This is a genomic window from Pseudomonas ficuserectae, assembly GCF_024584585.1.
In the GTDB taxonomy this organism is placed as follows: Bacteria; Pseudomonadota; Gammaproteobacteria; order Pseudomonadales; family Pseudomonadaceae; genus Aquipseudomonas; species Aquipseudomonas amygdali.
This window is the reverse complement of sequence record NZ_CP085684.1, coordinates 2,696,371-2,719,357: the sequence shown is the minus strand read 5'-3', so window position 1 is coordinate 2,719,357 and position 22,987 is coordinate 2,696,371. Positions and strand designations below refer to the sequence as shown.

Annotated in this window: 17 protein-coding genes, 1 tRNA gene and 3 pseudogenes; 7 read left to right on the top strand and 14 right to left on the bottom strand. The window is 58.3% G+C overall.

Annotated elements, in window-relative coordinates; all coding sequences use genetic code 11:
- Positions 1 to 24 precede the first annotated feature (24 nt).
- From LJU29_RS11930 to LJU29_RS11920, 3 genes are all read left to right on the top strand, one after another.
- The gene (locus tag LJU29_RS11930; RefSeq protein WP_057422475.1) at positions 25 to 789 is read left to right on the top strand and encodes an SDR family oxidoreductase; all 765 of its coding nucleotides are present in this window, start codon (positions 25 to 27) and stop codon (positions 787 to 789) included.
- 30 nt (positions 790 to 819) lie between these two features.
- Positions 820 to 1,620 (top strand): SDR family oxidoreductase, encoded by an 801-nt coding sequence (locus LJU29_RS11925; protein ID WP_054995225.1) that lies wholly within the window; start codon positions 820 to 822, stop codon positions 1,618 to 1,620.
- A gap of 81 nt (positions 1,621 to 1,701) precedes the next feature.
- Positions 1,702 to 2,655 carry a sugar-binding transcriptional regulator gene (locus tag LJU29_RS11920; protein WP_257112430.1) on the top strand — a complete coding sequence of 318 codons (954 nt, stop codon included), beginning with the start codon at positions 1,702 to 1,704 and terminating at the stop codon, positions 2,653 to 2,655.
- Positions 2,656 to 2,802: 147 nt separating this feature from the next.
- Here the strand turns inward: LJU29_RS11920 and LJU29_RS11915 are convergent, their stop codons facing one another.
- From LJU29_RS11915 to LJU29_RS11895, 5 genes are all read right to left on the bottom strand, one after another.
- The gene (locus LJU29_RS11915) at positions 2,803 to 4,125 is read right to left on the bottom strand and encodes an MFS transporter (protein WP_257112429.1); all 1,323 of its coding nucleotides are present in this window, start codon (positions 4,123 to 4,125) and stop codon (positions 2,803 to 2,805) included.
- An 82-nt stretch (positions 4,126 to 4,207) separates the two neighbouring features.
- The gene (locus tag LJU29_RS11910; RefSeq protein ID WP_122322626.1) at positions 4,208 to 5,086 is read right to left on the bottom strand and encodes an SMP-30/gluconolactonase/LRE family protein; all 879 of its coding nucleotides are present in this window, start codon (positions 5,084 to 5,086) and stop codon (positions 4,208 to 4,210) included.
- A gap of 46 nt (positions 5,087 to 5,132) precedes the next feature.
- Entirely contained in the window at positions 5,133 to 6,065 is a 933-nt protein-coding gene (gene kce, locus LJU29_RS11905) for a 3,5-dioxohexanoate:acetyl-CoA acetone transferase (RefSeq protein WP_122322628.1), read from the bottom strand.
- Between the two features lie 60 nt (positions 6,066 to 6,125).
- Positions 6,126 to 6,914, bottom strand: a complete 789-nt coding sequence (locus LJU29_RS11900) for an SDR family oxidoreductase (RefSeq protein ID WP_005753637.1) — start codon at positions 6,912 to 6,914, stop codon at positions 6,126 to 6,128.
- The gene (locus LJU29_RS11895; protein ID WP_005753635.1) at positions 6,911 to 7,633 is read right to left on the bottom strand and encodes a GntR family transcriptional regulator; all 723 of its coding nucleotides are present in this window, start codon (positions 7,631 to 7,633) and stop codon (positions 6,911 to 6,913) included. Before LJU29_RS11895 ends, LJU29_RS11900 begins: the two co-directional genes overlap by 4 nt.
- A gap of 325 nt (positions 7,634 to 7,958) precedes the next feature.
- Here LJU29_RS11895 and LJU29_RS11890 point away from each other — a divergent pair.
- A protein-coding gene (locus LJU29_RS11890; protein ID WP_086004489.1) for an IS3-like element ISPsy29 family transposase occupies positions 7,959 to 9,109 on the top strand; the annotation gives its coding sequence in 2 pieces (ribosomal slippage) (positions 7,959 to 8,193 and positions 8,193 to 9,109; 1,152 coding nt in all).
- A 15-nt stretch (positions 9,110 to 9,124) separates the two neighbouring features.
- Here the strand turns inward: LJU29_RS11890 and LJU29_RS11885 are convergent.
- The 4 genes from LJU29_RS11885 to LJU29_RS11870 form a co-directional block, all read right to left on the bottom strand.
- Complete coding sequence (locus LJU29_RS11885) at positions 9,125 to 9,604, bottom strand: lytic polysaccharide monooxygenase (RefSeq protein WP_503366845.1); 480 nt, start codon at positions 9,602 to 9,604, stop codon at positions 9,125 to 9,127.
- Between the two features lie 174 nt (positions 9,605 to 9,778).
- Positions 9,779 to 10,165: a VOC family protein gene (locus LJU29_RS11880; protein ID WP_002553400.1), complete on the bottom strand. Its 387-nt coding sequence runs from the start codon at positions 10,163 to 10,165 to the stop codon at positions 9,779 to 9,781.
- A 1-nt stretch (position 10,166) separates the two neighbouring features.
- The gene (locus tag LJU29_RS11875) at positions 10,167 to 11,180 is read right to left on the bottom strand and encodes an isopenicillin N synthase family dioxygenase (RefSeq protein ID WP_257112426.1); all 1,014 of its coding nucleotides are present in this window, start codon (positions 11,178 to 11,180) and stop codon (positions 10,167 to 10,169) included.
- Between the two features lie 212 nt (positions 11,181 to 11,392).
- Complete coding sequence (locus LJU29_RS11870; protein WP_257112425.1) at positions 11,393 to 12,046, bottom strand: cysteine hydrolase family protein; 654 nt, start codon at positions 12,044 to 12,046, stop codon at positions 11,393 to 11,395.
- A gap of 193 nt (positions 12,047 to 12,239) precedes the next feature.
- On the opposite strand from LJU29_RS11870, the gene LJU29_RS11865 reads away from it, so the two are divergent.
- Entirely contained in the window at positions 12,240 to 12,617 is a 378-nt protein-coding gene (locus tag LJU29_RS11865) for a YceK/YidQ family lipoprotein (protein WP_004665266.1), read from the top strand.
- An 86-nt stretch (positions 12,618 to 12,703) separates the two neighbouring features.
- On the opposite strand, the gene LJU29_RS11860 is transcribed toward LJU29_RS11865, so the two are convergent.
- From LJU29_RS11860 to LJU29_RS11840, 5 genes and pseudogenes are all read right to left on the bottom strand, one after another.
- Positions 12,704 to 12,777, bottom strand: a tRNA-Cys gene (locus tag LJU29_RS11860).
- Positions 12,778 to 12,977: 200 nt separating this feature from the next.
- A pseudogene (locus LJU29_RS11855) lies at positions 12,978 to 14,718 on the bottom strand (tannase/feruloyl esterase family alpha/beta hydrolase).
- 114 nt (positions 14,719 to 14,832) lie between these two features.
- On the bottom strand, positions 14,833 to 16,242 hold the full coding sequence (locus tag LJU29_RS11850; protein ID WP_057424217.1) for an efflux transporter outer membrane subunit: 1,410 nt from the start codon (positions 16,240 to 16,242) through the stop codon (positions 14,833 to 14,835).
- A pseudogene (locus LJU29_RS11845) lies at positions 16,242 to 19,389 on the bottom strand (efflux RND transporter permease subunit). Before LJU29_RS11845 ends, LJU29_RS11850 begins: the two are co-directional and overlap by 1 nt.
- Before the next feature lie 2 nt (positions 19,390 to 19,391).
- Positions 19,392 to 20,595: pseudogene (locus LJU29_RS11840) on the bottom strand (efflux RND transporter periplasmic adaptor subunit).
- A gap of 144 nt (positions 20,596 to 20,739) precedes the next feature.
- Here LJU29_RS11840 and baeS point away from each other — a divergent pair.
- The gene (gene baeS / locus LJU29_RS11835) at positions 20,740 to 22,131 is read left to right on the top strand and encodes a sensor histidine kinase efflux regulator BaeS (protein WP_257112423.1); all 1,392 of its coding nucleotides are present in this window, start codon (positions 20,740 to 20,742) and stop codon (positions 22,129 to 22,131) included.
- Positions 22,132 to 22,145: 14 nt separating this feature from the next.
- Positions 22,146 to 22,820 carry a response regulator gene (locus LJU29_RS11830; RefSeq protein WP_041924791.1) on the top strand — a complete coding sequence of 225 codons (675 nt, stop codon included), beginning with the start codon at positions 22,146 to 22,148 and terminating at the stop codon, positions 22,818 to 22,820.
- Positions 22,821 to 22,987 lie beyond the last annotated feature (167 nt).

The window sequence follows — 22,987 nt, the reverse complement described above, 5'->3', positions numbered from 1 at the left end:
CAACCTGATTACGTGGAGAACGACATGCAACTTTTTCGTCTGGATGGCCAGGTGGCCTTTGTGACTGGAGCCGGCAGCGGCATTGGCCAGGCCATTGCAGTCGGCCTTGCCGAGGCCGGTGCTGACGTGGCGTGCTTTGACTTGCCAGGCAGCGCGGGCATCGGCGAGACCGTAGAACGCATCAACGCACTGGGCCGACGCGCGCTTGCCCTGCAAGGTACTGTCACCGACCGCGCGACGCTGGATGCAGCCATCGCGCGAACTGAGACTGAACTGGGCGCGCTCAACGTGGCCGTCAACTGTGCCGGGATCGCCAACGCACAGGCCGCCGAAGACCTGGAACTGCAACGCTGGCAAACCATGCTGGACATCAACCTCACCGGCATCTTTCTCAGTTGCCAGGCCCAGGCGGCGGTCATGCTGCCGCGCGGAAAAGGCGCCATCGTCAATATCGCCTCGATGTCCGGCAGTATCGTCAATCGTGGGTTGCTGCAAGCCCACTACAACGCCTCGAAAGCGGGCGTCATTCACCTCAGCAAAAGCCTGGCGATGGAATGGGCGGACAAGGGTTTACGGGTCAACTGCATCAGCCCCGGCTACACCGCCACGCCCATGAATTCACGGCCGGAAGTGGCCGAGCAAGTGAAGATATTCGAACAGACCACGCCTATGGGACGCATGGCCAGCGTGGACGAAATGGTCGGCCCGGCTGTCTTTCTGGTCAGTCAGGCTTCATCGTTCTGTACCGGCGTCGACCTGCTGGTGGACGGCGGCTTTGTCTGCTGGTGAGCCCGCCCTGCCCATCACTGGAGCACACTCATGTATCAACGTTTTAGCGGTAAAACCGTGGTTATCACCGGCGCATGCCGAGGCATCGGCGCAGGCATTGCCGAGCGTTTCGCTCAGGAAGGTGCCAATCTGGTGCTCGCCTCCAACGACCTTGAGCGAGTGACGTTCACCTCTGAACAACTGGCCAGCGAATATTCGGTCAACAGCTTGGCGCTGGGCATCGACGTTACCGATGAGGCCGACATACAGCGCCTCTACCAGACCGCACACGAGCGCTTCGGCAGCATCGATGTGTCGGTGCAAAACGCCGGCATCATCACCATCGACCATTGCGAAAGCATGCCCCGCGCAGACTTCGACAAGGTCCTGCAGGTCAATACAACCGGCGTCTGGCTCGGCTGCCGGGAAGCCGCCCGCTACATGGTCAAACAAGGCAGCGGGCGGTTGATCAACACATCCTCAGGCCAGGGCCGTCAGGGCTTCATCTACACTCCACATTACGCCGCGAGCAAAATGGGCGTGATCGGCATCACCCAAAGCCTGGCGCTGGAACTGGCGCGGCACAACATTACGGTGAACGCCTTCTGCCCAGGCATCATCGAAAGCGAAATGTGGGACTACAACGACCGCGTGTGGGGCGAAATCCTCGGCACCGAAGAAAAGCGCTATGCCAAGGGCGAACTGATGGCCGAGTGGGTCCGCAACATCCCTATGCGTCGCGCCGGCAAACCCTCGGACGTCGCCGGGCTGGTCGCATTCCTGGCCTCGGATGACGCCGCCTACCTGACCGGTCAGGCGATCAATATCGACGGCGGGCTGATTATGTCCTGACCGCTGTGGCAGGCACGACCCGCTGCCAGTTTGGTATCCTCGCCGCCACTTTGGATATCGCTATCATTTTTTGGGGCCTGCATGAGCCAGATCGAAGAACAACGGCTGATGAGCAAGATCGCCAGCCTCTATTATGAAGAAGGACTCAAACAGTCCGAGATTTCCACCCGCCTCGACCTGTCCCAATCCTTCATCAGCCGCGCCCTGCGCCGTGCGTTGCAGGAAGGCGTGGTGAAAATCACCGTCATGCGCCCGCAAGGCCTGCATCTGGAGCTGGAAAGCCGCTTGCAGTCCCTGTACGGCATACGTCAGGTAATCGTCGTCGAAGCCACCGAACCGGACAACGAAGAAAGCATCAAACAAGCCATCGGCTCGGCCGCCGCGCATTACCTGGAAACCAGCCTTAGCACTCAGGACCACATCGGTATCTCCTCCTGGAGCAGCACTATCCGCGCGATGGTCAGCCACATGCACCCCCAACCGGGCAAACAAAGTGCCCAGGAAGTCGTGCAACTGCTCGGTGGCGTCGGCAACAAAGGTGCCTTTGAAGCCACCCTGCTCACCCAGCGCTTGGCCACCCTGCTCAACTGCCCCGCGTTCCTGCTGCCGTCGCAGAGCATCGAGCAATCGGTAGAAAGCAAACAGCGCATCGTCGAAATGGAAGAAGTCAAAGAGGTCCTCCAGCGCTTCGACAGCATCACCCTCGCCATCGTGGGTATTGGCGAACTCGAACCGTCACAACTGCTGCGCAACAGCGGTAACTACTACACCGAAGACATGCTGCGCGTGCTCGCTGAACGGGGTGCGGTGGGTGATATCTGCCTGCGGTATTTTGATGCCCAGGGCAAACCGGTGCTGGAAGAGGATGAAGAGTTTGTGGTGTCGATCGGCTTGCCGAAGCTGCGGTCGATCAATCGCGTGCTGGGGTTGGCTGGGGGGGTGAGGAAGGTGCAGGCGATCAGAGGAGCGTTGTTGGGGGGGTATCTGGATGTGTTGATTACGGATTTGGTGACTGCGCGGGGGCTGGCGGGTTGAGCCAAAATCCCCCCTTCTCCTGCATATTATTGTAGGGCTACACGTGTTAGCCCTACACACATCCTGCGGAGCAGTAATAGGCAGACCTTTAAACATCTTTTTCCCTGGCCTGCGTCTTGGGTTCTGTATGAAAAGTCGGCGCCAGCCTCACACTCCGCGCTGCACCGCCAACACTTCCGGCCGATGAGAAAACAGTTGTAGAAACGCCCCGCCCAGCGCGCAGCCCGCCATCACGAAAAAGCACACGGTATAGCCACTGAGGCTGGTCCAGCCGCCGCCCATGGAAATCAGTGTGCCCATGAGTACCGGTGCAATACCGCCGCCGATGAACATCGCTGTGGTGATGATGCCGTTGGCGGTCGACGTTGCAGAGGGTTGTGCAGAATCGGACGCAACCGCGTAGTAGATGGGCCAGACGGCATTGGCGACCAGGCCGAAAAGCAGTTGCACGGCGATGACGATCAGGATGGTGTTGGCGAAGTAAAAGGCACCAACGCTGACCGCCATCCATAGGCCGCAAATAATCAGGGTTATGCGCCGACCAATGATGTCCGACAACGAAGGCCAGATCAGTTGCCCGAGGATACCCGTCAGCGTGAATACGACGCTCATTCCTGCCGATTCGGCCAACGACAGGTTGAGGATGTTGTACAGATAGGCTGGCAGGACAATATTCACCCCCATGTACACCACCTGCGTGAGCATGGTGTTACCGGCTGTCAGCGCGATGTTTCGGTTACTCAGCGTGGCCTTCACTGACTTCCAGACCTGGCCTTTGACGTTGGTCGACGGCGTGCTGTCCGGCGGGGTCATGCCTTTGGCGGCAATGTCCACATACAGTTTGGTGATGCGCTCGGCCGTCGAGTAGCGCGCCCAGAAGATCATCAGCGGCAGAGCCACCACGAAGGCGAAGAAGAATACATAACGCCAGTTTTCCTCACCGAAGGTGCTGATCACGAAGCTGGCGACAATGCCACTGAGCATCGCGCCGATGGGGTAACCGGTGTGGTGTGCGCCCAGAGCAAAACCGCGGCGCTCCACCGGCCACCATTCAGCCGTATTACTGACCCCGACCGGTTCGCCCCAGCCAGCCCCCAGGTTCACTCCCACGCGCAAGGCGATGAAACTCGCAAGGCTGCCACTCAACGCCTTGAAGCCTGAGAGAAAGGACAATGCGGTGTAGCCCAGTACCAATGGGACCTGAAAGCGTGCCCGCTTCCAGCCACCGCCGTAACGATCACTCCAGATGGAGCCTGGAATATCGAGAACGGCCAAAGCCAGCATGACGACGGTGGCCACCGTACCCCACTGGTCAGCAGACAAGTCAAAATGCTTGGAGATCGTCGGCCCCAGGCGCAATACAATCTCGCGGTCATAGGCATTCAGAATCCAGATCATCCAGCAGACCAACAACGACACCCACGAAAACCGGTGAATCTTGCCCAGCGATGCATTCTTGTTATTTGGCATGGGAACTCTCCAGGCGTGCCAGGCACGCCCAAGCGAGAAAGGGTCAGTCGTCCTTAACGTTCAGGTTGAGTCTGTTGACGGATTAACTGGCAAAGCGCCGTTCAGCGATGCCTTGCACGCCCAGCCCGGTGATCGCAAACAAGGCACCGCGTTGCTGGCCATCTTCCGGAAAGCGTGGCAACGGCGGCCTGGCCATGGAGGTGACATACAGCGTGTCCAGGTTCGGTCCGCCGAAGGTCAGGCTCGTCACTTTCTTCACGGGCATGTCAATGATGCGATCCACCTGCCCGTCCGGGGTGTAGCGCACCAGTTTTCCGGCGTAGACCAGCGCTTGCCACAGGCAACCTTCGGCATCGACGGTGCAGCCATCCGCCGCGCCTCCTGCTGAGGTGTCGACCTTGGCAAAGGTTCGTCTGTTGGCGACCGCGCCGCTGGTGTTGTCGTAGTCATAGGCCCAGATATCCCCGGACCAGGTATCGGCGAAATAAAAGGTTTCACCGCCCGGGCTCCAGCAAGGGCCGTTGGACACGATAATGCCCTCATCCAGCGTGTGCAGGCTCAGGTCCGGGTCGAGGCGATACAGCTTCGCGCTGGCCTGATCCTCCCGAGTGTCCATCGAACCCACGATGAACCGGCCGTGCCGATCCACTTTGCCATCGTTGAGCCGATTGTCGGGCAGCCCCGGTTCGGGGTCGACTATCAGCTCGATATCACCGCTCGGCAGATCAAGGTTGTAAATACCCGTCTGCAACGCAACGAGCGCCGCGTCGCCATTCCTGCGCAGGGCCATGGAACCGATTTTCTGGCCGACATCCCAAGCTCGCAACTCGCGCCCGTCATCCGTACAGCGCAGAACACGACCGTCGAAACTGTCGATCCAGTACAGACGCTGTTGCTCGACATCCCAGACCGGGCCTTCGCCCAGCGTGGTCTTCACGTCGACAACGATTTCGATACGCATTTTTCACCTCTGTCTTGTTGTTATTGAGATGACACGTTTTGCGAGACTAGAAATTAACCTTGTCCTGCCCCTTCAGATCAAGCATTTCACGGGCTTCATCAGGCGTCGCCACCTGCCCGCCCAGCGCTTCGATCACCGTGCGAATACGCTTGACCTGATCGGCATTGGACACCGCCAGCTTGCCCGGTCCGTCCCACAGCGAATCTTCAAGACCGACCCGCACATGACTGCCCATTGACAGGCCCATGGTGCCCAGCGGAATCTGATTGCGACCGGCACCCAGAATCGACCATTGGTAAGCGTCGCCAAACAGACGGTCGGCCGTGCGACGCATGTGCGCCAGGTCTTCGGGATGCCCGCCTATACCTCCGCGCAAACCAAACACCGACTGAATGAAAATCGGCGCCTTGAGCAGCCCGCGCTGCAGAAAATGCGCGGCGGTATACAGATGGCCGATGTCATAGCATTCGATTTCAAAGCGCGTGCGGTTCTCGGCACAGGTATTGAGGATGTGCGCGATGTCGCGGAAGGTGTTACGGAAGATCCGGTCATCACTCTCGGCCAGGTACGGCCGTTCCCAGTCGTGCTTGAATTCGCTGTAGCGATCGAGCATTTCGTACAGCCCGAAGTTCATTGATCCCATGTTCAACGAGGCGAGTTCCGGCTTGAGTTGCGCCACAGGCTGCAAACGCTCTTCCACGCCCATGGTCGGCGCGCCGCCGGTGGTGATATTGATCACCACGTCGCTCCTGGCCTTGATGTGCGGCAGAAATTGCCGAAACAGATCGACATCCTGGCTGGGCCTTCCGTCATGCGGGTCGCGGGCATGCAAGTGGACGATTGAGGCGCCCGCCTCGGCGGCACCCACGGCTGCATCGGCGATTTCCTGCGGTGTGATTGGTAAATGAGGCGACATCGAGGGCGTATGAATGGCCCCCGTGACGGCACAGGTAATAATGATCGGACGTTTCTTGGGCATGAGCATTCTCCGTTCTTGTTCTTAGACTCGGACGCTGTCCGGTCCTGTCGAGCCTTATACTCAGAGGTATTCGACGTTGCCATCCACACTGATGGCCTGACCCGAGACATTGCGTGCGGCGGGCGAGCACAAGAAAAGCGCCATCGCGGCAACGTCCTCGGCGGTGACCATGCGCTTGAGCGAAATCTTTTTCAGGTACTCCTCGCGCATCTCCTCCTCAGGCACATTCATCTGTTGAGCACGGGCACGAATCACACCGTCCATACGCGGGCCTTCGACGATGCCGGGCAGCAAAGCATTGACGCGGATGTCGCTCTCACCCAACTCGGACGCCAGAGATTTCATCAGGCCGACAATCGCCCACTTGGTCGCCGCGTACGGTGTACGCCAGGCGTATCCCAGACGACCGGCGACAGACGCGATATGGATCAGATGAGCGTTGGGCGACGCCTTGAGCAGCGGCACCGCGTGATGAGCAAAACGGTATTGCCCAGTGAGATTGATGTCGATGGTGCGCTGCCACTCCTCTTCGCTAATGACATCAATGCCTGCCGTAGGGCCGGCGATCCCGGCGTTATTGATCAGCACATCAAGACCGCCGAACTGTTCGCGCTGCACCCTGAACACCGCTTCGATCTGCACCGGGTCAGCAACGTCTGCGCGGGTGGCAACGCAGCCTGGATGGCGATCAAGGAATGCCGCAATGGCCGCCTCGCTGACATCACACACATGCACCTTTGCCCCGGCTTCCATATAAGCCGCAGCCAACACCTCACCGATCCCGGCGGCACCACCGGAAATCAGCACGCGCAGCCCTGTGTAGGGAACCAGCCGATTGAGAACACTCATGCTTTTTTCACTCCCGAGACACGCGACCTGGAGCGGTCGCTCTTTGCGATCAGGCGCGTCAGAGAATCAGCCGCCTGCATGATGTCGTCGGTGACCGCTGCGCGAGCGGCCGCCCCATCACGCGCCGCCAGCGCCTCGACGATACGGTTGTGTGCTTCCATCGAACGCTGAAGGTGCGCCCTGTCAGGTGCGACCAGTGCGAAACACGGACCTATGTGCAGCCAGAAATTCTCCACTGCCGCAACGATCAACTCAGCCTTGGCGACCGCATAAATGCGTCGGTGAAAGGCAAAGTTGGTCCACAGGTAAAGGGCCACATTAACGCTGTCTGCAGCCTTCTGCATCTGCTCGCAGAGCTGGCTGATGTCTGCAAGATCGGCGTCATTGATCAGAATGACCGTCTTCTCGGCCAACAGACCTTCCAGCGCAACTCTGGCATCACGAATTTCGCGCAGCCGCTCAGGGGTCATCATGGGCACGCGCAGACGAGCGGTTTCGGTGACTTCGAAGGCGTTCTCTGCACTGAGACGATTCAATGCCTCGCGCACCGGCATCGGGCTGGAGCCCAGCGCCTCGGCAAGACCACGGATGGTCAGCTTCTGACCCGGCTGAAAGCGCCCGCTCATCAGCGCTTCACGGATCTGTCGATAAACCTGGTCCTGGAGGGTATCGCGGGAAACCTGGCGCATGGCGGGCAGGAGGATAGGGCGATCTGTCATGGGGAGTGACTCATATTGGCGTTCTTATGGGGCTAATATGTGATCACAAATGACATATGTCAAATTGTTTTCAGGGGGTACGTCGGGATGAGCCCACGCCTCGGTCTCAGGTGACTCCGGGTTATTTTCACAGGGCCATTGCGCTGCCGTTTAGTCATCGCACGGACATTACCGGAACTTCGTCCCTCAAAATTCCAGTCGTGTCTCTCGGGAAGGACCATGCCCAAAATAAGCGGTATAGCACTTGATGAAATGGCTCGGAGTGAATCGCCCCGGGTTTCGTAGACACCTCCATGCCTTAAACTGAGGCCAATCAGGAGGTGCCATGAGCAACCCACGTTATCCCGAAGAATTCAAAATCCAAGCGGTCAATCAAGTGACCGAAAAGAAGCTGCCTGTCGCTGATGTGGCGGCGCGTCTTGGCGTGTCGACGCATAGCCTCTATGCCTGGATAAAGCGCTACAGCAAACCTCAGGCAGAACGGCAGCAAGACGATGATCAGCACGCTGAACTGCGTCGTCTGCGAGCGGAACTCAAGCGGGTCACTGAAGAGCGAGACATCTTAAAAAAGGCCGCCGCGTACTTTGCCAAGGAGTGCGGCTGAAGTACGCCTTTATCAAGCAGCGCGCGGGCGACTACTCCATTCGACGGCTTTGCCTGACGCTGAAAGTCCATCCCAGTGGTTATTACGCTTGGTTGTCTGAGCCGCAATCTGCACGCGCTAAAGACGACCAGCGATTGCTGGGTTTGATCAAGCACTCGTGGCTGGAGAGCGGCGGAGTTTATGGCTATCGCAAAATCCATGACGACCTGCGCGAGGTCGGTGAAGATTGTGGTCGGCATCGTGTGGCGAGGTTGATGCGTCTTGAAGGTCTGCGCTCTCAGACAGGGTATCGACGTCGCCCTGGAAAGTACGGCGGTAAGCCAGCGGTCGCCTCACCCAATTTACTGAAGCGCGAGTTCGATGTCGTGGAACCCAACAAGGTTTGGGTCACCGACATCACCTACATTCGTACGTATGAAGGCTGGCTGTATTTGGCGGTGGTACTGGATCTGTTTTCTCGTCAGGTCGTTGGCTGGTCAATGAAGTCGCAGATGACCAGTGATTTGGCCATTGATGCGTTATTGATGGCGGTTTGGAGGCGAAAACCGAAACAAGAGGTGATGGTTCACTCCGACCAGGGCAGCCAGTACAGCAGCTCCGATTGGCGCAGTTTTTTGAAGGCAAACAATTTGGTTGCCAGCATGAGCCGCCGAGGCAATTGTCATGACAACGCCGTGGCTGAGAGCTTTTTCCAGCTTCTGAAACGGGAACGAATCAAGCGGAAAATCTACACCTCACGGCAAGATGCTCGTAGTGATGTGTTCGATTACATCGAGATGTTCTACAACCCAAAACGCCGCCATGGTTTCAACAATCAGCTGTCACCGGTAGAGTTTGAAAAACGTTACGCAATGAGCTTGCAAGGTGTCTAGAGAATCCGGGGCGATTCACTCTTGAAAGTGATTGCGCGTCAATCGGGTGCTCTCGTCCCATCCATCTTTGGTAATGAACCAACGATAACCACGCGTCACATGAGTCGCTTCATACCTCCAGGTTACGTCAAACGTACTCCCACTTTTCACGCTCAGGCGAGGCCAGCCTTCAGTGTTAAGGATGCCCTTCTTTTTCAGTGCCTCAGTGAGCTCTGTATCGGTGTAATTCAAACAGTCGCGCTCATCAATCCAGCCTGCACTCATTATCAGTCCATCTACTGGCGGGGCAGCACTATCAACATCGCCATCTGGATACTCGTCTCTGCGAGGAAAATCGTGTGCAGGGCCTTCTAATTTATCAGGGAAGTTTTTGCCGCTTTCTATTCCGTGCAGATGCCACTCCAGTACCATGCCCTGATCCATGGCATACGAGCCCCGCGATGCAGGCTCGATAACCCTGCCGTGTCTGGGTTGCTTACTATCAGATTCACTCATTTCCATATCCCCAATTCTTGAATCAGGCATGCCTTGCCTGTCGCACAATTGAAGACCTGCTTCCATGGGCCGTATAGCTAGCAATACAGCCAGTAGATTTTTCTGTGAAAACCTGAAACGTGAGGGCTGGTGAACTACCCAACCCGCCACCGTTGTTGTACGTGCCCGCAGCACTTAAAGCATGAAGTTAATCCGAAATATATTCCCCTCGGGGTCCAGCAAAACCGCCTGATACCAATGGTAATACGTCAGATACGGCGCCTTGATCAATCGCGCACCCAGCGCCACTGCTTGAGGCACCAACCTGTCCACCTCGGATTGCTCATCGACATCAATGTTGAGGAGAAACCGGCAACCGGTGCTACCAGTAAACTCATCCAGCCCCAACAATTCGTAGGCATCGAGTGCATTGAAACCGATGCAGGATTTGCCTGTATCCAGCCCACGAAAAATAGGCGACCTGATGGCCTCGATTTCACTGAAGCCGAACAGCTTCGAGTAAAAACCGCTTAAACCGATGATGTCCTGCGCGAACACGTTGACGTATGAAAGTGTGCTCATATCAGGCTACCTTGCTGCCGCCGAAGGTCGTCTGTTTGACGAACTTGGCCAGCAAGTGATCGCCCGAAGTCACCGGCGCGTGCCGTGGCGTGGTGCCAGGCGGCAGGCAACCGGGCAGGCACTCGATCAAGGTGTCGTAGTTGGGTTGATGGAAGAACACCAGTGACTGCCGACGGTTGTCCTGCTCACTGCTAATGGGCGGGTTGACCACGCGGTGCAGGGTGGAAATCCACTGGTCGTTGGTCCACTGCATCATCAGGTCGCCGATGTTGACCACAAAACCGTTCTCGACATAGGGCACATCGACCCATTCGCCTTGCTGATTACGTACCTGCAAGCCGCCCAGTGCATTATCAGGGCGTACGATGGTCAGGCTGCCGTAGTCGGTATGCGCACTGGCGCGCAACTGGCCGGCTTCGACTTCGGTCTTGATGTCCGGGTAACTCAGGCTGCGGAACATACTGATATGCCGGTCGATTCTGTCATCAAAAAAGCACTCGTCCAGCTCCAATGCCAGGGCAAACAGGCGCATCAACGATTGCGCCAGTTCACTCATCGCCTCGAAATAAGCTTGATACGCCTCTTTGAACCCAGGCAACAACGCTTCAGCAGGCCAGACATTCGGCGCGAAATGCGAACCTGCTTCGGCGTTGTGGTAATAGTCTTCATTCGGCACGTTGCTTGGCCCGATGGAGAAGGATTCCTTCAGATCTCCCGGCGCACTTTCTTCCAGAGAATATGAAAGGCTCTCCTCGGCTATCGCGCTGTACCCACGCACCATCTCCGGGCTGGGACGATCAACCTTGCGTTTTTCCGCCAGCGGCAAATCAAAGAACTGGCGGGGCAAACCGGAGACCTTATCAATAAGTTCTTTGGGAATCTGGTGCTCGGTGATTACCAGAAAGCCAATGTCCTTACACGCTTGATTGACTGCCTGCGCCACGGCTGCCTTGCCGTCCGGTTCTCCTGAAAAATAAGGGGCCAGGTTGATAATGGGCACATAGTGCAGAGTCATACGGCTGCTTCCTCTCGCTGACACGGTGCGGGAAAGTTTCACCGGCAAGGGTGAAGGTCAGCGAGACGAGAGCAGAAAGCATGCCACTGCAAGAATTCACAATTCATACAAACAGTTAGCCGTATCGACCGTTCAAGCCAGATCAAACGGTCTGAAACGGAACGCATGGTTTGAATGCGCACAGATGAAAAACGGCCCAGAACTGCGCACATTTATCTCCCTTGCGGATACGCACTTTCAATACGCCGGATGACCTCGGCGGTCGTGGTGACCTCTCCGAACTCATAGGCAATAGTTGTCAGCGATATACGCTGAACGTCTGCGGCTGAAACTGCACCAAAACCGACATCCGGGTAGTCCATTGCAGCATTGGCGTCACTCAGGGCGATAACCTTGTATTCCCGGTGCACGCCGTCCCTGATCGTGGTTTCACAACACACGTTGGTGACCGTACCGCAGACAATGATCGTATCGACATCCCGCGCGCGCAGCACCGTGTCCAGATCAGTGTTATGAAAGCCGCTGTAGAACAGCTTGTCGACAATCACATCATCCGACTGGGGCGCGAGCGCTTCGATAACCTCAACGGCCGGATCATGCCGTGCCAGTATCTGGTCCACATTCGGGTACAAATCGCGCATGCGCCCGGTGTCCGAACCATCGCCGCGCACGATATGGCGCAGATAAACCACCGTCATCTGAGCAGCTCGTGCAGCCTGCAGCAGCTTCTGGATCGGCTGGACGATATCCGCCGTACTTTTTACGTACAACGCTCCAGTGGGCTCACAAAAGACTTTTTGCATGTCTACAACAATGACCGCCGTTCTGCGCGGGTTGATCGGCCATCGGACAAGGGGTTTGCTCATCGGGTTTACCTCGGCTATGCCTGACAGGCTGGTTGGGCATGGCAAGCAATAATCGTGCTGCATGTGACAGATCAATTCCCGGCGAAACAACCATCCATTGAACACCCACGGCGATCATGCAACACCGACGGGCATGTGCCTCGCGCGCTAGCTCTGCCGTCCCAATTGCATTGAAAACACAAGGAACGTAGTCATGAAGCCAGGTTTCGTAACGCAAAAAGAGTCGTGTGTGCCTCATCTGAAAATTCAGTGCCTTCTATTGCTCACGCTTGCTTTGACGGGATGCGGAACAATCAACACAACGTTCAGGCCCGATTCCGTCGCAGGTGAAAAGCTCACTGACTGGAAATCAAATTGCTCCTCCATTCCGCGCGTTTACAGCGGAGTTATGCTCGATTTCTGTGAACTGAACGCAGAACCCAAACAGAGTAGCGCTTATCAGAAGACCAATGCTCCCGAGTGGGTTTTACTGGACATGGGCTTATCAGGCATCGTAGATACATTGCTCCTGCCTTACACGATTTATCAGCAAAACCAATACGGCTATATCAACGCAAGCCGCTTTAAATAGCGGCTGAGCTCGGCTTTCGGACCCCATCACTTTCATCGCGCCCAATAAAAAACCCCGCAGACGTTAATCTGCGGGGCTTTGAATAGTGGAGGCCGAGGTCGGAATCGAACCGGCGTAGGCGGATTTGCAATCCGCTGCATAACCATTTTGCTACTCGGCCTCAAACGAAAGATGCTTCACTTAAACATCAAACGTATTTTCATTTCGCGGGAAACCGGTATTTCTTTGGCTTCCAACACATTGAATCTAAAGGGTTTTTTTCAATTCCTCGCTCAGGAATGGACGCAATTCTGTACTGCTTCGCATGTCATGTCAAGAACGAGGAGAAAATAATTCGCTCACTGTGCGCAGGTGTAACAGCTAATCAACCTGACGCTCCAGAGGCGCATACGGTTTGAAGAAGCCTGCCCCCATCCAGTGCGGTGTTTTTTCCGTGGTCAATGGCTGGGCGCGCTGGTAGCTGTTCGCGTTTTTCGAATAGCCCTTGTGGTCGTACTCGGCCATGAACGGGTACGGAAAGACCTTGCGGGTACGTCCGCGATTACCGACGTTTTCATTGACCATCGATGCTGGCAGGGCTTTTGGCAGCGGTCTCTGCCGGTTACCAGCCTTCTCGGGGCCTGCCTGTCGGGCGACAATCGCATCCGGTGCCTGGCTTTTTTCAACCCAGGCCATGATCGGGCGTCAGCAGATCAACCAGGCTTGGCCCTTCCCCGCCGCCGCAGTGATAAACACCGGGCAACATATATAGCCGTGAGAACGCCTCGGTGCGTGTCTTGCCCATCTGTGCTTCGACCGCCTCGTGGTACGCCAGGGTGTTGAGCGGCGAGATGTTCGGGTCGGCCCAGCCGTGCCAGAGAATCAGCTTGCCGCCGCGGCTGGCGAATGGTGACAGGTCCGGGTTGGTGGCATCGTATAGCGCATGCAGCGGGCGTAGTTGATCAAAGGTTTTCTTGTCGAAGTTCAGTGCGTTCAGATCGAAATCCGCGCTCGGGTTCTTTTCGAACACCACATTGCGAATGGCCTCCAGTGCAGACGTTTCGCTGTAGACGGGCTGATCGGCGCTGACCGGTACGAATACGCCCGCCCAGGCCAGTTCCGAGCCAGGCTGCGGCCCGCCCAAGGTCAAATGTTCGCCACTGACAAGGTCTTTCGACCCCTCGTAAAAACGTCTGACAGCAGCCACTTCTTCTGCGCTCAGGCAATTGGCAGTGTCGGCTGCTGTCTTGCATTGCAGTACGGCAGGGTCGAAGTGGCAGATGCGTGGGTCGGATACAAGGCCATCGATTTGCCCGTCCAGCACATCACATTGGGCGAGTACGGCCTTGTGCAGCAGTGGCAGTCTGGACGCGAGCAGAATCGGCTTGCCGTCTGCCCCTCGGTTGGAGCGGGCCATCCAGCCGTGGTACAGCGTTTTCTGTACCTGAAAGTTGAGCGCAGGAGCCCCGGCGATGATGCCGTCGAAATCGTCCGGGTAACGCTGGGCCTCGATCAGGGCCTCGCGGCCGCCGTCCGAGCAGCCACTGAAGTAGGCGTATTCGGCTTTGCGGCCATAAAACGCAGTGATCAGTTTCTTCGACGCCAGCGCGGTGAGGTGCACGCCACGGTGAGCGAAATCGGCGCGTTTCTGCGGGTCGTCGCCAAAATGGTTATCTGCCGCCTGATGCCCCATGTCGGTGGAGGCTACTGCAAATGCACCGGTATCAAGCGGCTTACAGCCATCAGCGGCGCGTACGGTCGAGTTGATGTTGCCACACAGCCCACCGCAGCCGACTTGCAGGTAGCGTTGTGCCCAAGTGCCGGTAGGCAGTTCAAGCCTGAAGTTTATCTGCGGTGCCAATCGGCCTTCCACGGCACACACTGCTACATCGTTGCGCATTGATTCACTGGCCGATAGCACACGACTGCCCTGCCCGCCGATATCGTTGAGGTCCACGCCGGTCAGCGCAGAGCACGCGCTGACCGGCTTGACCACCGCAAGCCGGGCAATGTTGTCGGCAGTTGCAGAGGACGGCGTACGAGCCTGGGCTGGCGTCTGAATGATAAGTGAAGTGACCAGCAGCGACAGAGCGCGGACGTACTTCGGCTGGGAGGGTTTCATGAGAACTCCTGTTCATGAAGGATCAAAACCACAGTGCGAGCACCTAAATGACCGCACTGCAGGTAAGGGTAAAACGTTTAAGCGAGGCAATTATTCAAAGGCTAGTAGAAAAAGTCACCCCGGATTCCATCCGCCGCCCATGACCTTGTAGAGCGTTACCCGGTTGCTCTGCTCGGTAAGGCGAAGGGAAATCAGCTCCTGCTCGGCACTGTACAGCGAGCGCTGGGACTCAAGTGCCTCCAGATAACTCTGCGACCCGCCGCGATACAGGGCATCGGCCAGTTCGTAGCTCTTGCGACTGGCATCGGTATAGGCCTGTTGTGCAGCCACCCGCTCGTCCAGCGTGCTGCGCACTGCCAGTGCATCGGCCACTTCTTTGAACGCAGTCTGAATCGTCTGCTGATAGGTCTGGATCTGAATCTGGTTTTCCACCTTGGCCGAGTCAAGCGTGGCCCGATTGGACCCGCCATCGAAAATCGGCACGCTGATGCTCGGCGCAAAGCTCCATGAGCCGCTCCCGGACGTGAACAGACCTGACAGGCTGGTACTGGCAGAGCCTGCATTGGCGGTGAGGGTGATGCTGGGGAAGAACGCGGCACGCGCTGCGCCAATGTCGATGTTCGCTGCTTTGAGGCTGTGTTCGGCGCTCAGCACATCCGGACGACGTTGCAGCAGGCTGGAAGGCAGTTCGTCCGGCACCTGCACCAGTTGCGCCACGGATGGCACGTCGGCAGTGGGCAGAAGCTCCTCCGGCAGATCGCTGCCCACCAGCAGGCGCAGGGCGTTGCGGTCCTGAAGAATCTGGCTTTTATATTGCGCCACATCGCCCCTTGCAGACTCTACCGTGGTTTGCGCCTGAGCCACTTCCAGGCCGGAAGAGCCGCCCAGAGCATGGCTGCTCCTGGTGAGGTCGTAGCTTTGCTGCTGGCTGGCCAGCGTATCTTCAGCCAGTTTCAAAAGCTGGTTGTCGGCAGCCAGGGTGAGCCAGCCGGTCGCGACTTCGGCAATCAGGCTGATCTGCGTGCTGCGCCGGGTTTCGGTCAAGGCCAGGTAATCCTCGAGCGCTTCGTCCTGAAGGTTCTGGATACGCCCGAACACATCCAGTTCATAGCTGCTCAAGCCCAGTTGCGCGCTGTACTCATGGCTGATCGACGACTTTCCGGTCATTGAGGTCGATGACGGCGTGCGTGTATGCGTGCAGCTGCCGCTGGCATCAATGGTCGGCAGGCTCGCTGCACGCTCGATACGGTATTGAGCCTGGGCTTTCTCGACATTCAGGCTGGCCAGGCGCAGATCCCGGTTATTCACCAACGCCAGGGTTTGCAGACGTACCAAACGCTTGTCGGTGAAAAAGTTCTGCCAGTCGATATCCGTGGGCACGCTGCCTGACGCGACAGGTTGGCCCGCCGTCGCCGGCAGCCATTGGCTCGATACAGGCGCTTCGGGGCGTTGATAATCCGGAGCCAGGTTGACGCAGCCCGTGAGCAGCGCCGAGAAAGCCAGCGAGGGCCAGAAAAGACGCATCATGCTTCACCTGTAGATGTGGATTGGGCAACCGGAGCATTGCCTGCAGAACGACTGAAGCGGCGACGGACTTCGACGAAGAACAGCGGCACCAGGAAAATACCCAGCACGGTGGCGCTGAACATACCGCCCAGCACGCCAGTGCCGATTGCATTGCGCCCAGCCGAGCCTGCGCCGGTGCTGAGGGCCAACGGCAGTACACCGAACATGAACGCCAGCGAGGTCATAAGAATCGGGCGCAGGCGTTGCCGGGCAGCAATGAGGGTGGCTTCACGCAGGCTTTTTCCCTGTTCCTGAAGATGCTTGGCGAACTCGACGATCAGAATCGCGTTCTTTGCCGCCAGGCCCACGGTGGTCAACAGCCCGACCTGAAAGTACACGTCATTGCTCAAACCGCTGAGCCGTGTCGCCAGAACCGCGCCGACAACGCCCAGAGGCACCACGAGCATGACCGAAAACGGTACTGACCAGCTTTCATACAAGGCCGCCAGGCAGAGGAACACAAGCAGCACTGAAACCGCGTAGAGCATGGGTGCCTGAGAGCCGGACAAACGCAGTTGATAGGACTGTCCGGTCCACTCGTAACCAATGCCTTCGGGAAGCTGCTTGATGATCGTTTCAACGGCATCCATTGCCGTGCCCGAGCTGACACCCGGCGCAGGATCACCCACCACTTCAAGCGACGAATTGCCGTTGTAGCGTTCCAGCAAGGGCGAGCCATAGCTCCAGCTACTGCGGGCAAACGACGAGAACGGGACCATTTCGTCATTGCTGTTGCGCACGAACCAGTGGTTCAGATCGGCTGATTGCATGCGCGAAGCAGCCTCGCCCTGCACGTAGACTTTCTTCACTCGCCCCTGGTTGAGGAAGTCATTGATGTAGCTGCCACCCAGCGCAGTGGACAGGGTCGAATTGATGTCGCTGGTAGACAGACTCAGCGCACCGGCCTTGCGGTCATCGATGGTCACTTTTAACTGTGGGGTGTCGTCCAGGCCGTTGCTGCGTACGCCCAGCAAGCTCGGGTCGTTCTTCGCCAGCTCGATAAACTGCTCGCGTGCCGCGACCAGCGCCTCATGCCCCACGCCGCCAAGGTCCTTGAGCTGCACATCAAACCCCGAACTCTGCCCCAGCCCGCGCACCGCAGGCGGTTGCATGACAAACACGCTGGCGTCGCCAATGCTTGCCAGCGCCAGCGTTGCCCGCTGAGCCACCTGCGCTGCGCCCTGCCCCTTGCCGGAACGCTCGCTCCAGTCCTTGAGCTTGATGAACGCCCTGGCAGTGTTCTGGCTGTTACCGCCCATCCCCAGCCCGGAGATACTGATCAGTGCCTCGACCTCCGGCTGCTTGAGCATGTAGGTCTCGAACTGCCTCATAACCGCCTGCGTACGGCTGTCGGTAGCGCCTACCGGCAGCTGGATCTGCGCCATCAGCGCGCCCTGGTCCTCATCCGGCAAAAACGATGTGGGCAGGCTGACATAACCCACCGCCATGGCCACCAGCACCAGCACGTACACCAGCAGAGCCCGCCCGCGATGGTTGATCACACCGCTTACGCCTCGCTGGTAACGGTCGGCGCTGCGGTCGAAGGAACGGTTGAACCAGCCGAAAAAGCCGCCCCGTTGTGCATGCAACTGAGCGTCCGAGGCTTTGAGCATCGTCGCGCACAACGCCGGTGTCAGGGTCATCGCCACCAGTACCGAAAGCAGCATTGCCGAAACAATGGTTACCGAGAACTGCCGGTAGATGATCCCGGTGGAGCCGCTGAAAAAGGCCATCGGTATGAATACGGCACTCAGCACCAGAGCAATGCCGATCAGCGCGCTGGTAATCTCATCCATTGATTTGCGGGTCGCCTCCAGCGGGCTCAGGTGCTCTTCGCTCATGACCCGCTCGACGTTTTCCACCACCACAATCGCATCGTCGACCAGCAGGCCGATGGCCAGGACCATGGCAAAACATGGTCAGGGTATTGATCGAATAACCGAACAGCGCCAGGACGCCGAAGGTGCCCAGCAGCACCACCGGCACAGTAATCGCCGGAATCAGCGTGGCGCGCAGGTTCTGCATGAACAGAAACATGATCAGCACCACCAGTACGATCGCCTCACCCAGAGACTTCACCACTTCTTTGATCGACAGGCTCACGAACGGTGTCGTGTCATAGGCAATCACTGTCTTCAGTTGCATCTGCGTGGGGTAGAAAGGTTCCAGCTCCTTGAGTTTGGCCTTGATCGCTTCGCCAACGCTCAGCGCGTTTGCGCCTGACGCCAGTTGAATGCCCATTGCCGCCGCAGGCCTGCCATTGAGCGCCGAATTGATGTCGTAGCTCTCGCTGCCCAGTTCCACCCGCGCCACATCGCGCAGGAGCACGACAGCGCCGTCACTGGAAGATTTGACGACCACGTTTTCGAATTGCTCAGGCGTCTGCAGCTTGCTGCGGGCGCTGATGGTCGCGTTCAGTTGCTGGCCGGTCACCGCAGGCAAGTCGCCCAACTGGCCTGCCGAGACTTCGGTGTTCTGCGCCTCCAGCGCCGAGCTGATGTCGGAGGGCATCAGTGCGTACTTTTCCAGCCTGGCCGGGTCCAGCCAGATACGCATGGCGTAACCCGAACCCAGGGTCTGCACGTCGCCAACGCCATCTATACGGCTGAGTTGGTCGAGCAGCGTGCTGGAAATGTAATCACCTATCTGCGTACCCGTGACACTTTCGTTATCGGATGCCAGGGCAACCAGCATCAGAAAATCGGAATTGCCCTTGGTCACCGTCAAACCTTCGCTCTGCACGCTTTGCGGCAAACGTGATTCAGCCTGCTGCAGCTTGTTCTGCACCTGCATCTGCGCCACATCAGGGTCGGTGCCTGCGGCGAAGGTCAGGTTGATGCTCGCACTGCCCGCAGAGCTGCTGGAGGCGGACATATAAGTCAGCCGGTCCAGCCCCTTCATCTGCTGCTCGATGACCTGGGTAACCGAGTCTTCGACGGTCTTGGCCGATGCGCCAGTGTAGGTGGCCGAGATCTTTACCGTCGGTGGCGCGATATTGGGGTATTGCTCAAGTGGCAGCTGGCTGATGGACAACCCGCCGGCGAACATGATGCAAATGGCAATGACCCAGGCGAAGATGGGGCGATCAATGAAGAAACGAGCCATGTTCAGTGCTCCTTCACGTCAGTGGCAGCGACAGTGCCGCTCGGCGATGGCGAATTCGGGCTGTCGGCGTTCTGGACACTGACTTCGGTGCCCACCGGCGTTTTCTGCCCGCCCTCGACCACCACCTGCTCATTGGCCTTGAGCCCGCTGCTCACCCACCACTGGTTGCCCACTGTGCGGTCGACACTGATCACCCGCTGCTCGATCCTGCCGTCAACCACCAGCAACACTGTGGTCTGGCCGCTGGCACTGCGGCTGACGGCCTTTTGCGGAATCAGGATCGCATTTTGATCCTGCGCCTGCTCCAGCACCGCTACCACGTACATGCCCGGCAGCAACAGCCGCTCGGGGGTTGGCAAAGCTGGCACGCAGCGTTACGGTGCCGGTGCCTTCATTGACGCTGACGCCACTGAATTGCAAGCGGCCGTCGTGGTTATAAGTGCTGCCGTCATCCAGCTTAAGGGTGATTCGGGCTTGCCCATCGCCGTTGGTTTGCAGCTTTCCGCTGGCCAGGTCGCGCTTGAGACGCAGCAACTCGGTGGTGGACTGCGTGACATCGACGTAAATCGGGTCCAGTTGCTGAACAGTGGTCAGCGCCGTGTCCTGCTGGGCCACCACCAATGCACCGGGGGTGACGGTCGAGGTCTCGATACGGCCACTGATGGGCGCGGTAATACGTGTGTAAGCCAGGTTGATGCGCGCGGTCTGCACATCGGCCTCCGCCACTTTTACCTCCGCCGCAGCGGTCAACAGACTGGCCTCGGCGTCTTCTTTATCCTGCTGGCTGATGGCATCTATCTTTGCCAGTCCAGTATCTCGCTTGGCGGTCGCCTGCGCCGATTTGAGCGTGGCACGGGACTTGGCGAGCGTGGCCTGTGACTCCGCCAGCGCGGCCTGGTAGGTCGCACTGTCGAGCTGATACAAAGGCTGGCCGGCCTTGACATCTGCCCCCTCGACGAACAGCCGCTGCTGAACGATGCCACTGACCTGCGGCCGTATCTCGGCGACCATGAACGCTTGAGTGCGCCCCGCCAGCTCGGTGGTCAGCGCCTGGCTGCGCGGCTGGACAGTGATGACCGACACGCTTGGTTTTGGCGCAGCGGGCGGCGGATCATCCGCCGAACAACCGCTCAGAAGACTGATAAGGGCTGCGTAGATGACAAAGGTCACCGTTATCAGGTATTTGGCGAAAATCTTGCTCGACATGTTTGCCTCAGGACGTTGTGGCGAAAGCCTGATGTCAGAGTGCGAGGCAAATGTGCAGGAAAATTGAAGATTGCTGCGCCGACTTGAAACTTGCGGTCACGAAGGCCTAAATGGACGCCGTCTTCAGGGAAAACCCGAGCTTTCATGAAATCGAGCATCTCCACCAAATTATTTGTCGCGGTACTGGCCAGCGTGCTGTCAGTGATCCTGATCATGGGTCTGACTGCGAACTGGAGTTTTGCCCGTGGCTTTCTGGGTTATCTCAACGAGCAGGCCATGCAGCGTATGTCGCCGGTCCTGCCGCGGCTGGCCGTGGCCTATGCTCGCGAAGGCAGTTGGGAGTTCATGCGTGACAACAAGGATCGCTGGTTTGAGGTGATGCGCCCGGAGCCCGCACAGGACTTCGCCATTCCCGGGCTGGCAACACCACCCACTTCCGATCTGACTGGTGCAGTGTTTCGAATCGCCCTGCTGGATGCGCAGAAGAACCTGGTAATGGGGTTTCCGGGCGTGCATGACGATGAATTCATGCGCCCGGTGGAAGTCGCCGGCAAAATCGTGGGCTGGCTGGCCGTCACACCCTTTCAGAGCGTCAGTGAAGCGGGTGGCGAGCGCTTTCAGCAGTACCAGCTGCGCGCCAGCCTGGCGATGGGTGTGCTGTCGCTGCTGCTGGCCGTGCTGATTGCCTGGTGGATTGCCCGCACGCTGCTCGACCCGGTCAAGCGTGTGGCCGCTGCAACCCATCGGCTCGCCGCCGTGGAATACAGCAGCCGCGTGGCGGTTTCCTCCAATGACGAGGTAGGCCAGTTGGCTCGCGACTTCAATCAGCTGGCCTATACCCTGGAGCGCAATGAAAAGATGCGCCGGGAATTCATGGCCGATGTCTCCCATGAGCTGCGCACCCCGCTTTCGGTACTGCGTGGCGAACTGGAAGCCATCGAGGATGGCGTGCGCACCCTGGATCAGGCATCGATGAAGTCCCTGCAGGGCGAAGTCGGCATGCTCAGCAAGCTGGTGGATGATCTGTATGAGCTGTCCCTGGCGGATGTGGGCGCCCTGACCTACCGCAAGGTCGACTGTGACCTGGCAGAGCTGCTGACAAACATCACTGAGATGTTCGAGGAGCGTTGCGCCGCGCGTCAATTGAGTTTGCAGCTGGAACTTGCGACTCACCCCTTGTCGGTACACGCAGACCCAGGCCGCCTGCAACAGTTGATCAGCAACCTGCTGGAAAACTCGGTGCGCTACACCGATGCCGGTGGCACGGTGCAGGTTCGCGCAGCCATGCGCGATGATGAAGTGTGTATCGAAGTCATGGATTCCGGCCCCGGCGTCGATCCAGCACAATTGCCCAGGCTGTTCGAACGCTTCTATCGCGGTGAAACATCGCGTAACCGCGCCAGCGGCGGTGCGGGTCTGGGGCTGGCGATCTGTCACAGCATTGCCCTCGCCCACGGCGGCAGCCTCAGCGCCGACCATTCGCCCACAGGCGGCCTCTGGCTGACCCTGTGCCTGCCTGGACGGCTGCGACCATGACCTCCATGACCTCCATGACCACCGAAACGCCGATTCTCATTGTCGAAGACGAACCCAAACTGGCATCGCTGATGCGCGACTACCTGATCGCTGCCGGTTATTCGACCCATTGCCTGAGCAACGGTCTGGAGGTAGTGCCAGCAGTCAGAGCCCAGCCGCCGCAACTGATCCTGCTGGATATCATGCTGCCCGGTCGCGATGGCATGGATATCTGCAGGGAGCTGCGCAGTTTCAGCGCCGTGCCCATTGTCATGATCACCGCGCGGGTCGAGGAAATCGATCGTTTGCTGGGCCTGGACCTCGGTGCGGATGACTACATCTGCAAACCGTTCAGCCCGCGTGAGATGGTAGCCCGCGTCAAGGCAATACTGCGTCGCACTTCCTCAACCGACCCGCACACGCCCAAGGGTTTGCAGGTGGACGAAGCGCATTATCAAGCCTCGTTCAATGGTGTCAGCCTGGACCTGACCCCGGTTGAGCTGCGTCTGCTGGCCACTTTCGCCCGCTCACCGGGCCGGGTCTTTTCCCGAGACCATCTGCTGGACCGGCTCTACTCGGATCATCGCGTAGTAACCGACCGCACGGTGGACAGCCACATCCGCAACCTGCGTCGCAAACTGGAGCAGGCCTGTCCTGGTCAGGACCCGATCCAGTCGCTTTACGGCGTGGGCTACAAGCTCGAGCTTTGACCGTCACAGCGTTGAGCACACGTCATCATCCATGCCGTTCCAAGCACCCAACATCGGACGCGGAGCGTCCAGAACGGCATGCGACGCACGATAGTTACGATGATCGTTCCGCACGCTCCAGCGTGGGAGTGCCGTTCGTGACGCTCCGCGTCAAAAATCTGCGCCGC

Excerpts from the sequence above, each read along its gene's own strand:
- LJU29_RS11930 (WP_057422475.1), top strand. The coding sequence starts at position 25 with ATGCAACTTTTTCGTCTGGATGGCCAGGTGGCCTTTGTGACTGGAGCC.
- LJU29_RS11925 (WP_054995225.1), top strand. The coding sequence starts at position 820 with ATGTATCAACGTTTTAGCGGTAAAACCGTGGTTATCACCGGCGCATGC.
- LJU29_RS11920 (WP_257112430.1), top strand. The coding sequence starts at position 1,702 with ATGAGCCAGATCGAAGAACAACGGCTGATGAGCAAGATCGCCAGCCTC.
- LJU29_RS11915 (WP_257112429.1), bottom strand. The coding sequence starts at position 4,125 with ATGCCAAATAACAAGAATGCATCGCTGGGCAAGATTCACCGGTTTTCG.
- LJU29_RS11910 (WP_122322626.1), bottom strand. The coding sequence starts at position 5,086 with ATGCGTATCGAAATCGTTGTCGACGTGAAGACCACGCTGGGCGAAGGC.
- kce (WP_122322628.1), bottom strand. The coding sequence starts at position 6,065 with ATGCCCAAGAAACGTCCGATCATTATTACCTGTGCCGTCACGGGGGCC.
- LJU29_RS11900 (WP_005753637.1), bottom strand. The coding sequence starts at position 6,914 with ATGAGTGTTCTCAATCGGCTGGTTCCCTACACAGGGCTGCGCGTGCTG.
- LJU29_RS11895 (WP_005753635.1), bottom strand. The coding sequence starts at position 7,633 with ATGACAGATCGCCCTATCCTCCTGCCCGCCATGCGCCAGGTTTCCCGC.
- LJU29_RS11885 (WP_503366845.1), bottom strand. The coding sequence starts at position 9,604 with ATGAGTGAATCTGATAGTAAGCAACCCAGACACGGCAGGGTTATCGAG.
- LJU29_RS11880 (WP_002553400.1), bottom strand. The coding sequence starts at position 10,165 with ATGAGCACACTTTCATACGTCAACGTGTTCGCGCAGGACATCATCGGT.
- LJU29_RS11875 (WP_257112426.1), bottom strand. The coding sequence starts at position 11,180 with ATGACTCTGCACTATGTGCCCATTATCAACCTGGCCCCTTATTTTTCA.
- LJU29_RS11870 (WP_257112425.1), bottom strand. The coding sequence starts at position 12,046 with ATGAGCAAACCCCTTGTCCGATGGCCGATCAACCCGCGCAGAACGGCG.
- LJU29_RS11865 (WP_004665266.1), top strand. The coding sequence starts at position 12,240 with ATGAAGCCAGGTTTCGTAACGCAAAAAGAGTCGTGTGTGCCTCATCTG.
- LJU29_RS11850 (WP_057424217.1), bottom strand. The coding sequence starts at position 16,242 with ATGCGTCTTTTCTGGCCCTCGCTGGCTTTCTCGGCGCTGCTCACGGGC.
- baeS (WP_257112423.1), top strand. The coding sequence starts at position 20,740 with ATGAAATCGAGCATCTCCACCAAATTATTTGTCGCGGTACTGGCCAGC.
- LJU29_RS11830 (WP_041924791.1), top strand. The coding sequence starts at position 22,146 with ATGACCACCGAAACGCCGATTCTCATTGTCGAAGACGAACCCAAACTG.